The organism is Anoxybacteroides tepidamans (assembly GCF_014201465.1).
Taxonomy (GTDB): Bacteria; Bacillota; Bacilli; order Bacillales; family Anoxybacillaceae; genus Anoxybacteroides; species Anoxybacteroides tepidamans.
The window spans coordinates 30,755-44,791 of record NZ_JACHEP010000025.1; the positions used below are offsets into that span (position 1 = coordinate 30,755).

The window sequence follows — 14,037 nt, forward strand, 5'->3', positions numbered from 1 at the left end:
TAGATGAAGTGGCTCGATCTTTTTTTATGTTTTGTTGCTGTATATGGGAGTCATTCCGACCGTTGTCATCCGCAAAGCAAGATTGCGCATTTATAAAAAAGAAAAAGTGGAAAAAGCGGTTGCTTTAACGTTCGATGACGGTCCTGACCCATATTATACCCCGCAATTGTTAGATTTATTAAAAAACATCGCGTAAAGGCGACTTTTTTTCGTTGTCAGCGCAAAAGCAAAAAAATATCCACAGATCGTCAAACGAATGTATGAAGAAGGCCGTGAAATTGGGCTGCATAACTATCATCATATCAGCAACTGGATTGTATTTCCACCATTTTTACAGTGGGGATTGCGTAAATCGGACGATGTGATCGAGACCATTACAGGACAACATCCGATTTATTACCGACCACCTTGGGGGCATTTTAATATATGTACGTGGTTGTTGCAAAAGAAGTATAAGACGATTATATGGACCGACATACTTGGAGATTGGAAGGAAAACATAAGCGTTATGGAATTATTTCACCGTTTAAAAAGCAGCCTAAAAGATGGAGCGGTCATTGTACTTCATGATAGCGGCGAAACGTTAGGGGCGGACAAGAAAGCTCCGGAGAACATGATCAAAGCATTAGAGATGTTGTTTAAGGAAGAGGAGGCTAAAAAATGAAATGGGTCACGATTAGCGATGCGCTGAATGCGCAAACTAAAAAACAGATTTCATCGATGTAGAGAGGAATATATCGCTACCACCGTTATTTTTGCGTATATACAATCATATGGATATTTGATTATTTTCCTCTTCCTCTTTTTTGGCATTGTCGGCATTCCTGCACCGGAAGAAAGTTTGTTGTTTTTTCTTGGCGTATTAGTATCACAACAGCAATTAGCGTGGGCATATTGTTTTATCGTTAGCTGGCTCGGTGCTACAATAGGAATGGTAACAGCTTACGGGATGGGATTTTTCTTCGGCCACCCGCTTATGAGAAAATATGGGAAATACGTAGGAATCAAAGAAGAGAAATGGGAGCGAGCGAACGGATTATTCCGTAAATACGGAAAATGGTTCGTTTTATTTGGCTTTTACCTGCCGGGAGTGAGGCAAATTTCACCGTATATGGCAGGTGGCATTCGGTTTCCGTTTCGTGTGTTTTTGCTTCTCTCCTCTATAGGGGCATTATTATGGATCGTTCCTATTATGTTAGTTGGAATGTTTTTAGGCCAGCATATTCACATTCCGCTTGCTTCGATTCCTTTAATCGGAATGATCCTGTTTTTTCTATTTTTGGTTGTTTTATGGATTAAACAAATCTTTAATAAAAAACAACTATCTTGAGCCATGGTTACCGTATTTCGAGCATAAGATGAAACGGATGCTAGAGAAAGAGAAGCCCCATCTCATTATTTGTACGCATTCGTTCCCTTCGCGCATTTTACAGCGTTTAAAAAAAAGAAATCTGATCGATATTCCCGTTATTAACGTATATACCGACTTTTTTATGAATGGCATTTGGGGAAAAAAAGGCATCGATTACCATTTTGTTCCGCATCAGGAGGCAAAGCAGGAATTAGTAAGAAAATATAAAATTCCGAAAGAACGCGTGATCGTCACGGGCATTCCGGTTCATGAAACGTTTATGGCACGGAAAAATGAAAAGAAAGGAGTCAAGCAGCGCCCACACTTATTAATTGCGGGAGGCAATCAAGGGCTTGGGAATATTCTTGACTTTTTTCAAAAAATGAACGGAACGAACCGATTTCTTTATTCAGTTTTGTGCGGAAATAACAAGGCGCTTTACGAAGAAATTTTGCGCTGGAAACAGCCGCATATTCGGCCGCTCCCTTATATATCTAGCATTGAAGAGATGAACCGTTTATACGAAGAAGCGGATGCAATTATTACAAAACCGGGCTGGGTAACGGTCAGCGAAGTATTACATAAGCGTATACCGCTATTTACAATTGGGTATTTGCCCGGACAAGAACAAATTAATTTGCGTTATTTAGAAGAAAAAGGACTCATTTGTAATTTAAGCGAACTTAGCCATTATGAGCAAAAAATTTGGCATGTGCTGCATGACGAAATAGAACAGAGCCGTTTTTCGCGGCGCATTGCCGAATATTTTGCCCAAATCGAACAAACAGCCCAAGATGCCTTAAAACATATTGTTCTGATGCAAGCTAAAGGCTATCATGTTCTTTCGCATTAAAAACACCATCTAACCTGTACTCTGCATGTTAGATGGTGTTTTTCAGTTTCGTCAAGTAGCGAAACAACCTCTACGAGTCATATAAAAGTATCATACGATCGCAATGGAAAACGTGGTACAATAAAGATTGTGAAAAAAGAAGAGGAGGCTTTCCAATGAAAACGAGCATAGGAGTTTTGTACGGTGGAAAATCGCCTGAACATAAAGTATCGTTACAAACGGCCATGGCGGTGATGAATGCGATTGATAAGACAAAGTTCGATGTCATTCCCATTTATATTACAACGGAAGGACAATGGGTAAAAGGCGAGAAATTAACAGGCGACATTCAAGATGTGAAACAGTTGCAAATGAAGCCGGAAGCGGGGGCCATTTTACCGGTTGCGTTAAATCGGGCGCCTGCTGTTGCTGAAAAGAACCAAAAAATGGAGGATGCGATCGATGTCATTTTTCCGCTTTTGCACGGGCCGAACGGGGAAGACGGAACGGTGCAAGGGCTGCTTGAGCTATTAAACATCCCTTACGTCGGAAACGGCGTGCTTGCTTCCGCGGTAGGGATGGATAAAGTGATCATGAAAAACTTATTTGCGCAAGCGGGACTGCGCCAAGCGAAATACGTATCATTTTTGAAAAAAGAATGGCGCGAAAACGAAGTAGTCACTTATGACAAAGTCGAAAAAGAGCTCGGCTATCCTTGTTTTGTTAAGCCGGCAAACGCTGGGTCAAGCGTCGGTATCACAAAATGCAAAAAACGGGAAGATTTGCGGCAGGCGTTTATGAACGCGTTTCAATATGATCGGAAAATCATTGTCGAAGAAGCGATTGTCGGCCGTGAAGTGGAAATTGGCGTCATCGGAAACGATTCCCCAACTTGTTCGGTTGTTGGCGAAATTGTCCCGAAAAAAGAATTTTATGACTATCAAGCGAAATACGAAGACGGCAATACCGAGTTAATCATTCCGGCTGATATTACGGCTGAAGAATACGAAACGATTCAGCAAATGGCCATTGCCGCATTTAAAGCGCTCGATCTTTCCGGGCTAGTGCGGGCGGACTTTTTCCTAACGAAGGATGGCGATGTATACATTAATGAAGTCAATACGATGCCGGGATTTACGCCGTTCAGCATGTTCCCGCTTCTTTGGAAGCATAGCGGTGTTCCTTATCCAGAACTCATCGAGAAACTCGTTCAGCTGGCGATCGAACGTCACGAAGAAAAACAAACGATCACATACACGTTTTAGAAGGTGAAATCATGATTACGCGCACATTACGCACGATTCAAGAAATGGTGAATGGATATGGCCTTGACGAATCGTTTTATGACGTCACCATAACCGGTGTTTCGACCGATACGAGAACGATTCAACCAAGCAATTTATATATTCCATTAAAAGGCGCCAGCTTTAATGGCCATGCGTTTGTAGTTGAAGCATTCGCAAAAGGCGCGAGCGCGGCGCTATGGTCTGAGAGTGAACCAAATCCGCCGGAAAATGTTCCGCTTATTTTCGTCGATGACACATTACAGGCGCTCCAGCGTCTGGCCCATCGTTATCGGAAGCAGCTTGCGGTGAAAGTGATCGGCATTACAGGAAGCAACGGCAAGACGACGACAAAAGATATGTTATTTTCATTATTGGCGACTACGTATAAAGTGCAAAAAACAGAAGGGAACTTAAACAACCATATCGGCCTGCCGCTGACGCTTCTTCGCTTAAAAGAAGATACGGAAATGGCCGTTGTCGAAATGGGGATGAGCGGCTTTGGCGAGATCGAACGTTTATCGCACATTGCCGAGCCGGATGCGGCGGTGATCACCAACATCGGTGAATCGCATTTGCAAGAGCTAGGGTCACGCGATGGCATTGCGCGGGCAAAACTAGAAATCATTTCTGGATTGCAGGCTAACGGCGTCTTTGTTTACCACGGAGATGAACCGCTTTTACAGACGAAAATACAACAGATGAAGCTGCCGTTTCACACGATCACGTTCGGTCATGAAGCAGGCAACGACTATTATCCACTTTCTATTTCCTTGGAGTCAGACGGAACGGTGTTTACGGTCAATCAAGAGCCAGAGCAGCCACTTTTCCTTCCAGTTTTAGGTAAACACCATGTGCATAATGCGTTGGCTGCGATTTCGGTAGCCCGCTTTTTTGGTGTAAACTGGGAAGCAATCAAAACCGCTCTTGCTCAGTTGCAAATTACTCGCATGCGCATGGAAATCGTCAAAGGAAAAAATGGCGTTACGATCATTAACGATGCCTACAACGCCAGCCCGACATCGATGAAAGCAGCGCTGGAGCTGTTGTTTGAATTAACGGGCTATGATAAAAAAATCGCAGTGTTAGGCGATATGCTCGAGCTTGGCAGGCAAGAAATCGAGTTTCACCGGCAAATAGGGGAAATGCTAAGACCGGAGAAGATAGATTACGTATGGACATACGGAAAGCTAGCTAGTGAAATTGCGTTAGCGGCCCAAGATTTATTTCCGGAGGGAAGGGTCAGAGCGTACGATGATAAACAAGCATTGGCGAACGATTTGCGCTCACTTGCGGCTGAAAACGACGTCATTCTGGTTAAAGGATCACGAGGAATGAAGCTAGAGGAAATCATTCATGAATTGCAATGATCGTGGAGGAGGTAACTGCATTCCTCCTCTTTTTTTCATTTTTGACTAGAGTGATGATAGATGCCCTGTTAGACATATATGGAGATTCAGAGAAGCTAGGCATTTTTAAAAGGAAAATATTTGAAGATGGTATTTATTGCAAACGGGGTATAGAAATGGTATGATAAAAATCATAATGTCCAAGGCCCTTTCTTCCATTTGGGCAGAACGGTTTTGAACAGTAAGTAAAAGGAGTATGAACGACATTGACAACATTTCATGAATTAGGATTAAGCAACGAATTAATGAAGGCGATCAGCCGAATGGGGTTTGAAGAAACGACCCCGATCCAAGCGGAAACAATTCCGTTAAGCTTGCAAAATAAAGATGTGATCGGACAGGCGCAAACCGGTACGGGAAAAACGGCTGCGTTCGGCATTCCGTTAATCGAAAAAGTTGACACGAAAAATGAGGCCATTCAAGGGCTTGTCGTCGCCCCAACCCGCGAATTGGCGATTCAAGTATCCGAGGAGCTGTACAAAATCGGCTCCGTGAAGCGCGTTCGCGTCTTGCCGATTTATGGGGGGCAAGATATTGAGCGGCAAATTCGCGCATTGAAAAAACGGCCGCATATTATTGTCGGGACACCGGGGAGAATTATTGACCACATCAACCGGAAAACCCTTCGGTTAGAACAAGTGCATACGGTCGTATTAGATGAAGCGGATGAAATGCTAAATATGGGGTTTGTCGAAGATATTGAAGCAATTTTAAGCTATGTGCCGACTGAACGGCAAACGCTTCTTTTCTCGGCGACGATGCCGGAGCCGATTCGCCGCATTGCGGAGCGGTTTATGAAAGATCCGCATCTTGTCAAAGTAAAAGCGAAAGAAATGACCGTTCCGAATATCGAACAATATTATTTAGAAATTCAAGAAAAGAAAAAGTTTGATATTTTAACACGCTTGCTTGATATTCAAGCGCCGGAGCTTGCGATTGTGTTCGGCCGCACGAAGCGGCGCGTCGACGAATTGGCGGAAGCGCTGAATTTGCGCGGCTATGCAGCAGAAGGAATTCATGGCGATTTAAGCCAAGCGAAACGCCTGTCTGTGCTCCGCAAATTTAAAGAAGGGGCAATTGAAATTTTAGTCGCAACCGACGTAGCGGCGCGCGGGCTTGATATTTCCGGAGTCACGCACGTGTATAACTTCGACATTCCGCAAGACCCTGAAAGCTATGTCCATCGCATCGGCCGTACAGGCCGCGCCGGAAAAACAGGGGTGGCGATGACGTTTGTGACACCTCGAGAGATCGGTCAGCTTCATAACATTGAAAAAACGACAAAGCGAAAAATGGAGCGCATGAAGCCGCCGACGCTTGATGAAGCGCTAGAAGGACAGCAGCGCATCGCCATTGACAAGCTGCTGTCGATCGTTGAAAACGAAAATTTATCGTTTTACAAACGAGCAGCGGAAGAGCTGTTGGAAGAACACGACTCCGTTTCGCTTGTAGCCGCATGTATTAAAATGCTCACGAAAGAACCGGATACAACGCCAGTGACATTGACAGAAGAACCGCCGCTTCCGGTGAAAAAAGAGAAAAAACGCGTCAATCGAAAAAGTGGGCAAACAAAAGAAACATCTCGGAACCGACAACCGAAAAAACGGCGTGTAGCGCGATAAAAAACGGTGCGAAAAGCATCGTTTTTTCTTTATGATTGCTTTTTAAAAACGGTACGGTTTCGGGTGAGAAGCGACAAACGGTGCCAAAATTGCGCCACTTAAAAAGCCGAAAAAATGGGCGATGATGTTCATATGGGGAGTGGCCAATGTCATCATAAGTCCAACGGTTAATACGGCAAAGATGATTTGGGCGTGTTGCCGGTTAATGATATGCCGATGAAAAAACGCAAGATAGCTATAGACGCCAAACAGGCCGAAAATCGCTCCCGATGCACCAAGATGCTTGTACATAATGGGGGCGAACAACAGAGTGGCTACATTGGCCAATATTCCGCTTCCAATATAAGCTACAAGAAACATCCATTTTCCTATTATTTTTTCTAAAGCAGCCCCAAATAGCACAAGGGAAACAGAATTAATGATCATATGTCCAATATGAAGATGCAAAAAAAGCGGAGTAATAAGCCGCCAATATTCGCCTTGGACAATAGCAGCATTGAAGCCGATGAGCGTTTTTAATATATTGTTAAATAGCAGAGCTGGGATAGAAAACATAAAGAAAAAAACGATATTGATTAAAATGATGGTCGAGACAATCGGATATGAACAAAAAAATGTGTGCACGTTCTCTGTACGATTAGACATAAAATCGCTCCTTTTTCCGGCTGTTTGTTTACTAAAAATATATGTATGGCATAGAGGGGATAGAAGCTAATGATTGTTGGAATCGGTATTGATATTGTGGAATTGGAACGAGTTCAAAAGCTGATGGAACAAAATGAGCGGTTTATCCACCGCATTTTAACGGAAAAAGAAAAAAGCATCTTTTATTCATTATCGAATGGACGGAAAGTCGAATTTTTGGCAGGAAGGTTTGCGGCGAAAGAAGCATATGCGAAAGCGCTTGGAACGGGAATCGGGAAAAGTATATCGTTTCAGGATGTTGAAATTATGAATGATGAATATGGCAAGCCAGTGGCCGTTTCGACGCTGGACGGACATCGGATTCACGTTTCCATTTCACATAGCCGTGACTATGCGGTCGCCCAAGTAATTATTGAACGCTTGTCATGCTAGTCTGCATATTCAACCAAACTGCCTCATATATTGGTAGTGCAAAAAGGAGTGATTCTCCTAACGTTGATATGAGGCAAAGGGGTTGAAAACATGAGGAAAAACTTGTTTGGCGTATGGCTGGGCATCGTTTTGCTTTTTGTATTAGCGGGATGCGGGACAAAATCGCAAGGAGATGTTATCAAAGCGCTCGACGAAAAGATGAATGAAATCTCCAGCTACCAAGCAAAAGCGAAACTAACGCTCAAAACAGGATCGGAGCCGCAAGTGTACGACGTAGAAATTTGGTATAAGGAGCCGTCGTACTACCGGGTGAGTTTGAAAAATGCTGAAAAAGATCAAAACCAAATGATTTTGCGCAATGACGAAGGAGTATTTGTCATCACTCCTGCATTAAACAAAAGCTTTCGCTTCCAAAGCGATTGGCCGAAAAACAGCAGCCAAGCGTATTTGTACGAGTCGTTAGTGAAAGATATTTTAAGCGATAAAAACGCCCGTTTTAAAGCGACAAAAGACCATTATGTGTTTGAAACGAAAACGAATTATCCGAACAGCAAAATAATTCCAAAACAAGAAATTACTTTAAGAAAAAAAGATTTGTCTCCTGTATCGGTGAAAGTGATGGATACCGACATGAATGCCTTGTTAACCGTGCAATTTTCCGAAATTGAATTTAATAAAAAATTTGACCAAGATGCCTTTGATACGACCAAAAATATGACAGGAGCCCGCTTGGAAGTACCGACGATGGCGAAAGCGGGGGGTGAAGCGATAGAAGTCATGTATCCTATCAATTTACCGGAAGGTGTCGAACAAATGGATGAAAAAGAAGTGGCGACTGATAATGGTAAGCGCATTATTATGACGTTTGGAGGTCAAAAATCATTTACGCTTATTCAGGAAAAAGCGCGTATTTTACCAGCGACAAGTACGGCTGTTCTCGTAAATGGTGAACCAGTTGATTTAGGCTTTGCCGTCGGTGCGCTGACAGACCGTTCGCTCACGTGGACATACAAAGGGGTTGAATTTATGATTGCGTCAAACGATTTAACGCGGGAAGAAATGGTGACGATCGCCCGTTCTGTGCAAGGAAAAGCGATAAAATAAAGAGTTCCGTGCAGGCTCATAGATTGATCGAGCCTGTTTTTTCTTTGAACAGAAATTCTTTAGTTGACATTGTGGCGACAACCGACAATAATTTTTTATATACCTAAATCCGTGATAAAAACTCATGCAAACGGCTGAGAAAGTTCAATAAATCAGCAAATATTGTACGTGTTGCGCTTCACCCAATAGGTGAATATGCAAAAATTAAGATAAAAAATGAGAAGAAGCTGTCACGGATTCAGGATATATTTTTGGAGGAAGTGAATCACAACATGGTGGGCTCTTTTCACCGGGATACTTGGGTGGAAGTCGATTTAGATGCGATTTTTCATAACGTTGCTTCATTGCGAACATTTTTACGGAAAGAGACGGCCATTATGGCAGTCGTCAAAGCGAATGCATACGGCCACGGCGATGTACAAGTAGCTCAAACCGCACTGGAGGCAGGAGCTTCTTATTTAGCGGTTGCATTTTTAGATGAAGCGCTCGCTTTGCGGAAAAAAGGGATCGAAGCGCCGATTCTTGTATTGGGAGCGGTTCGTCCTGAAGATATTCAGCTGGCGGCTCGCGAACGGATTACGCTAACAGTGTTTCAACAAGAGTGGCTTGAAAAAGCAAAACAATGGCATCAAGACGGACCGCCAGTTGCCCTTCATTTAAAAATGGATACTGGGATGGGGAGATTGGGAGTAAAAGAAGAAGAAGAAACGAAGCGAATCGTTGCCATGATTGACGAACATTCGGCTTTTTCGCTCGAAGGCGTGTATACTCACTTTGCGACAGCGGATGAAATCGATACGCAATACTTTTCTTTTCAATATGAAAACTTTTTGCGAATGCTTAACTGGCTTCCTTATCAACCGAAATGGATTCATTGCGGAAACAGTGCCACAAGTTTGCGATTTCCGGATAAAGTGTTCAATATGGTTCGTTTCGGCATTGCGATGTATGGCTTAACTCCTTCACTTGCCCTTAAACCGCATCTGCCATTTGAATTAAAGGAAGCGTTTTCCCTTCATAGCCGCATTGTTCATGTGAAGCGTTTATTGCCGGGTGAAAAAGTAAGCTATGGCGCTACGTATACAGTGGAAAAAGAAGAATGGATCGGTACGGTTCCGATCGGTTATGCGGATGGATGGATTCGAAAACTTCAGAACTTTCAAGTATTAGTCAATGGAGTAAAAGCGCCGATTATCGGGCGAATTTGCATGGATCAAATGATGATCCGGCTACCCGAGTACGTGCCTGTCGGAACCAAAGTTACGCTCATCGGAAAGCAGGGCGATGCGCAAGTAACAATGGATGATGTTGCCCAATATTTAGGTACAATCAATTATGAAATCCCTTGTACAATAAGTTACCGCGTGCCCCGTATTTTTTTGAAAAAGCAGAGTATAATGGAAGTGAGAAATGTTGTTTTAGATGGTAATCGTTATGTATAAACGAAAAAAATTTTCAGACGATAATCATAGAGAGACGGAATTAACTTTGCATCGCCTTTATTTAATGGTATTATGAAATAGGAGCAACTAATTGGCTGCAGTTTCGTGGAGGTGTATGTTCGTGTCTGAATCTAGCGCAACAACGGAGATCGTCGTTCGTTTGCCCCAAGCGCTGTTAACTGAATTGGATGGCCTTGTCAAGCAAGAGAACGGTAATCGCAATGAGCTTATTTACCAAGCGACGAAAATGTATATTCGCGAACGGAAAAAACGGCAAATTCGCGAGGCGATGAGACGCGGTTACATGGAAATGGCGAAAATTAACTTATCAATTGCATCGGAAGCGTTTCTTGCAGAATATGAGGCCGACCACACCGTTGAACGTTTAGTTAGCGGGGGGTAATGCTTTGATTGTTAAACGTGGCGACGTTTATTTTGCGGACCTTTCCCCGGTCGTTGGCTCAGAGCAAGGTGGAGTTCGTCCGGTATTAGTCATTCAAAATGACATTGGAAATCGATTTAGCCCGACTGTCATTGTGGCGGCGATTACGGCCCAAATCCAAAAGGCAAAGCTGCCGACACATGTAGAAATTGATGCGAAACGCTACGGATTTGAGCGCGATTCTGTCATTCTTTTAGAGCAAATTCGGACGATTGACAAACAGCGGCTAACGGACAAGATTACGCATTTAGATGATGAAATGATGGATAAAGTAGACGAAGCACTGCAAATCAGCTTAGGACTTATCGACTTTTAACTTGGAAAGGGCAGGTCGGATCCGATCTGTCCAACGGTGAGAATATGAACAACCGATGGAAAATAGCTGCATCATTTGTAGCTATTTTTGTTTTTTGTTAAAATAACCATTATTACGTGGTTGGAGGTTAATAAATTTGGAGAAAAGAGAAGCGCTTATTCGTGTCATTGCGAACGAATTAAAACTTTCGGTGCAACAAGTAAATAACGTGATCTCGCTTTCGGAAGAAGGAAATACGGTTCCGTTTATCGCTCGTTACCGGAAGGAATTAACGGGTGCTTTAGACGAAGTAAAGATTCGCGATATACTTGAAAGATGGAGCTATTTGCAACATCTCGAGCAGCGGAAAGAAGAAGTGATTCGCCTTATTGATGAGCAAGGAAAATTGACGGACGAATTAAAAAACGCCATTAACAAAGCAACAAAATTGCAGCAAGTTGAAGATTTATACAGACCATATAAACAAAAACGAAGAACGAAAGCAACAGTCGCTAAAGAGAAAGGGCTAGAGCCGTTGGCAGAATGGCTGCTTACATTCCCGGTGAACCTAGCGCCGGAGGAAAAAGCGCGGGAATTTATCAATCCGGAAAAAGGTGTTGAGACGGTGGACGAGGCGTTGCAGGGAGCGAAAGACATCATTGCCGAGCAAATCTCCGATGATGCTTCCATCCGTCAATGGATCCGCACGCAAACATGGAAAAAAGGAATCATCATGTCTGCGGGAAAAGAAGTAGAAAAAGATGAGAAAAACGTATACGAAATGTATTACGAATATGAAGAACCTGTACATAAAATTGTTCCGCATCGCATTTTAGCGCTCAATCGCGGCGAAAAAGAAGAAGTATTGCGTGTTTCCATTCAAGCGCCTGTCGAAGAGATAATAGAGTATGTAAAAATAAAGGTGATTGGAAACAAGCAGCAATCGCCAGTAGCTCCTCTTGTAGCTGAGGCGGTAGAAGATGGCTATAAACGTTTAATTGAGCCGTCCATTGCACGGGATATTCGCAATGAATTAACAGAGAAAGCGGAAGAGAGAGCGATCCACATTTTTGCAGAAAATTTGCGTAATTTGTTATTGCAGCCGCCATTAAAAGGGAAGATTATACTCGGTGTCGATCCTGCTTATCGCACGGGCTGCAAACTGGCGGTTGTGGATGAAACGGGAAAGCTGTTAAAAATTGATGTCGTCTATCCGCATCCACCTCATGCGAAATGGGAAGAAGCGAGAGAAAAGCTTATTGGCATTATTCAAGAGTACGGCGTGCAAATGATTGCGATCGGAAATGGTACCGCATCGCGTGAAACGGAGCAGTTTGTCGCTGATACAATCAAGCAACTGAAACAAGAAATATTTTATTTGATTGTCAATGAAGCAGGAGCAAGCGTTTATTCCGCTTCAGATTTGGCGCGTCAAGAATTTCCGGATTTACAAGTAGAGGAGCGAAGCGCGGTTTCGATTGCGCGGCGTGTACAAGACCCTCTTGCCGAGCTGGTGAAAATTGACCCGAAATCTGTCGGGGTTGGCCAGTATCAACATGATGTTTCACAAAAAAAATTAGAAGAATCGCTCCGCTTTGTCGTTGAAACAGTTGTCAACCAAGTCGGTGTGAACGTTAATACAGCTTCTGTTTCTCTTTTGCAATATGTATCAGGATTATCGAAAACGGTTGCTGAAAATATTGTTAAACGAAGAGAAGAACAAGGTAAATTTAAAAATCGCAGCGAATTAAAAAACATCCCGCGGCTCGGAGCGAAAACGTACGAACAATGCATTGGGTTTTTACGCATTATCGATGGGGAGGAGCCGTTAGACCGGACACCAATCCATCCTGAGAGATATGAGGAAGTGAAAAAACTGCTGCGCCAAATCGGGTTTACGACGTCAGACATCGGCAGTGAAGCGCTTCGCGAAGCCTTGCAAACAATATCGATCAAAGAAACAGCCGAATCACTTGGAATCGGCGAAATAACACTAAAAGATATTGTCGAGGCATTAATTCGGCCAGAACGGGATCCGCGTGATGAACTACCGAAACCGCTATTGCGCAAAGATATTTTAACAATGGAAGATTTGAAAAAAGGAATGGAATTGGAAGGAACGGTGCGCAATGTCGTTGATTTTGGCGCGTTTGTCGATATCGGCGTCAAGCAAGATGGACTTGTTCATATTTCAAAGCTAAGCAAGCAATATGTGCGGCATCCGCTTGATGTTGTATCGGTAGGAGAAGTCGTGAAAGTTTGGGTCGACAGTGTCGATGTGGCAAAAGGAAGAGTTTCATTATCGATGCTTCCACCAGAACAATGAAAAAACACTGCCTTTACGAGCAGTGTTTTTTTTGATAAAAAAACCAGCATTGATTTAACAACTTAATTTGATATCGATTTTTTTCGTAATAAGCCCGTCTCATTTGATTTTTTAACCATGTTGGCATAAAACTTACCCTCCATTTTGAAAAGGTAGTATATAATGTATGTATAGGAAAGTCGTCCTGTGTCAGAAAAGGTGGAAAGAAAATGGAACAAAATGAGTTGCAAAAACTAGTTGAAACCATATCATGGAAGTTTTTTCAAAAACCATTTCAGCATCAAGCGCTGTTTAACCCGCGATTGCGAACAACGGGGGGGCGATATTTATTGCGTTCCCATAATATTGAAATTAATCCAAAATATTATGAGGTGTTTGGTGAAGAAGAACTTGTTTCGATTATTAAGCATGAGTTGTGCCATTACCATCTTCATTTAGAGGGAAAAGGGTATCGGCACGGAGATCAAGATTTTCGTGTGTTGTTACATCAGGTAAAGGCGCCTCGGTATTGTCGCCCTCTCCCTAACCAGAACAGAAAAGTCGCCCATCTTTTCTACGTTTACGTCTGTTTGCATTGCGGCTTAACGTATCAACGAAAAAGAAGGATGAATACGAATCGATATGTTTGCGGAAAATGTAAAGGGAGATTGAAAATGATCGAAACAAGCAACAAAAACTAATCATGATTGGTGCTCAAAAAATGATCAACGAATCAACATGGTGTATGAATCATGGGTGTTGATTATCCATTATTTTACTTATATAAATACAACTGGGAGGTTTAACTTATGGCTGACGAAAAAGTAGACTCCCTATTTTTTCGACTGTCGGAGGCAAGTCTGTGACTTGCCTTC

Annotated in this window: 13 protein-coding genes and 2 pseudogenes; 13 read left to right on the forward strand and 2 right to left on the reverse strand. The window is 42.9% G+C overall.

Translation table 11 applies throughout. From position 1 onward, the window contains the following. Positions 1 to 43 precede the first annotated feature (43 nt). From HNQ34_RS15030 to HNQ34_RS15055, 6 genes and pseudogenes are all read left to right on the forward strand, one after another. A pseudogene (locus tag HNQ34_RS15030) lies at positions 44 to 664 on the forward strand (polysaccharide deacetylase family protein). 72 nt (positions 665 to 736) lie between these two features. After that, positions 737 to 1,330: a DedA family protein gene (locus tag HNQ34_RS15035; RefSeq protein WP_183256018.1), complete on the forward strand. Its 594-nt coding sequence runs from the start codon at positions 737 to 739 to the stop codon at positions 1,328 to 1,330. Further along, positions 1,329 to 2,204 (forward strand): annotated as a pseudogene (locus tag HNQ34_RS15040) (MGDG synthase family glycosyltransferase); the annotation flags it as partial. The gene HNQ34_RS15035 and the pseudogene HNQ34_RS15040, both read left to right, overlap by 2 nt. A gap of 155 nt (positions 2,205 to 2,359) precedes the next feature. Then, complete coding sequence (locus HNQ34_RS15045; protein WP_183255997.1) at positions 2,360 to 3,448, forward strand: D-alanine--D-alanine ligase; 1,089 nt, start codon at positions 2,360 to 2,362, stop codon at positions 3,446 to 3,448. 11 nt (positions 3,449 to 3,459) lie between these two features. Beyond that, positions 3,460 to 4,836, forward strand: coding sequence for a UDP-N-acetylmuramoyl-tripeptide--D-alanyl-D-alanine ligase (locus tag HNQ34_RS15050; protein WP_183255999.1), 1,377 nt, complete (start codon positions 3,460 to 3,462; stop codon positions 4,834 to 4,836). A gap of 284 nt (positions 4,837 to 5,120) precedes the next feature. Further along, positions 5,121 to 6,497 (forward strand): DEAD/DEAH box helicase, encoded by a 1,377-nt coding sequence (locus tag HNQ34_RS15055; protein ID WP_409978380.1) that lies wholly within the window; start codon positions 5,121 to 5,123, stop codon positions 6,495 to 6,497. A gap of 42 nt (positions 6,498 to 6,539) precedes the next feature. Here HNQ34_RS15055 and HNQ34_RS15060 read toward each other — a convergent pair whose 3' ends face one another. Beyond that, positions 6,540 to 7,142 carry a rhomboid family intramembrane serine protease gene (locus HNQ34_RS15060; RefSeq protein ID WP_183256003.1) on the reverse strand — a complete coding sequence of 201 codons (603 nt, stop codon included), beginning with the start codon at positions 7,140 to 7,142 and terminating at the stop codon, positions 6,540 to 6,542. 69 nt (positions 7,143 to 7,211) lie between these two features. Here HNQ34_RS15060 and acpS point away from each other — a divergent pair, with 69 nt between their 5' ends. From acpS to HNQ34_RS15090, 6 genes are all read left to right on the forward strand, one after another. Further along, positions 7,212 to 7,574 (forward strand): holo-ACP synthase, encoded by a 363-nt coding sequence (gene acpS, locus HNQ34_RS15065; RefSeq protein WP_183256005.1) that lies wholly within the window; start codon positions 7,212 to 7,214, stop codon positions 7,572 to 7,574. 90 nt (positions 7,575 to 7,664) lie between these two features. Then, positions 7,665 to 8,678 (forward strand): LolA family protein, encoded by a 1,014-nt coding sequence (locus tag HNQ34_RS15070; protein ID WP_183256008.1) that lies wholly within the window; start codon positions 7,665 to 7,667, stop codon positions 8,676 to 8,678. Between the two features lie 272 nt (positions 8,679 to 8,950). Then, positions 8,951 to 10,120, forward strand: coding sequence for an alanine racemase (gene alr, locus HNQ34_RS15075; RefSeq protein ID WP_183256010.1), 1,170 nt, complete (start codon positions 8,951 to 8,953; stop codon positions 10,118 to 10,120). A 121-nt stretch (positions 10,121 to 10,241) separates the two neighbouring features. After that, positions 10,242 to 10,523 (forward strand): CopG family ribbon-helix-helix protein, encoded by a 282-nt coding sequence (locus HNQ34_RS15080; RefSeq protein WP_027410260.1) that lies wholly within the window; start codon positions 10,242 to 10,244, stop codon positions 10,521 to 10,523. 4 nt (positions 10,524 to 10,527) lie between these two features. Further along, complete coding sequence (gene ndoA, locus HNQ34_RS15085) at positions 10,528 to 10,878, forward strand: type II toxin-antitoxin system endoribonuclease NdoA (protein ID WP_003253417.1); 351 nt, start codon at positions 10,528 to 10,530, stop codon at positions 10,876 to 10,878. 136 nt (positions 10,879 to 11,014) lie between these two features. Next, positions 11,015 to 13,183 (forward strand): Tex family protein, encoded by a 2,169-nt coding sequence (locus tag HNQ34_RS15090; protein ID WP_183256012.1) that lies wholly within the window; start codon positions 11,015 to 11,017, stop codon positions 13,181 to 13,183. Positions 13,184 to 13,196: 13 nt separating this feature from the next. Here the strand turns inward: HNQ34_RS15090 and cmpA are convergent, their stop codons facing one another. Further along, positions 13,197 to 13,310: a cortex morphogenetic protein CmpA gene (cmpA, locus tag HNQ34_RS15095; protein WP_012748966.1), complete on the reverse strand. Its 114-nt coding sequence runs from the start codon at positions 13,308 to 13,310 to the stop codon at positions 13,197 to 13,199. 82 nt (positions 13,311 to 13,392) lie between these two features. On the opposite strand from cmpA, the gene HNQ34_RS15100 reads away from it, so the two are divergent. After that, the gene (locus HNQ34_RS15100) at positions 13,393 to 13,863 is read left to right on the forward strand and encodes a SprT family protein (RefSeq protein ID WP_183256014.1); all 471 of its coding nucleotides are present in this window, start codon (positions 13,393 to 13,395) and stop codon (positions 13,861 to 13,863) included. Positions 13,864 to 14,037: the final 174 nt, after the last annotated feature.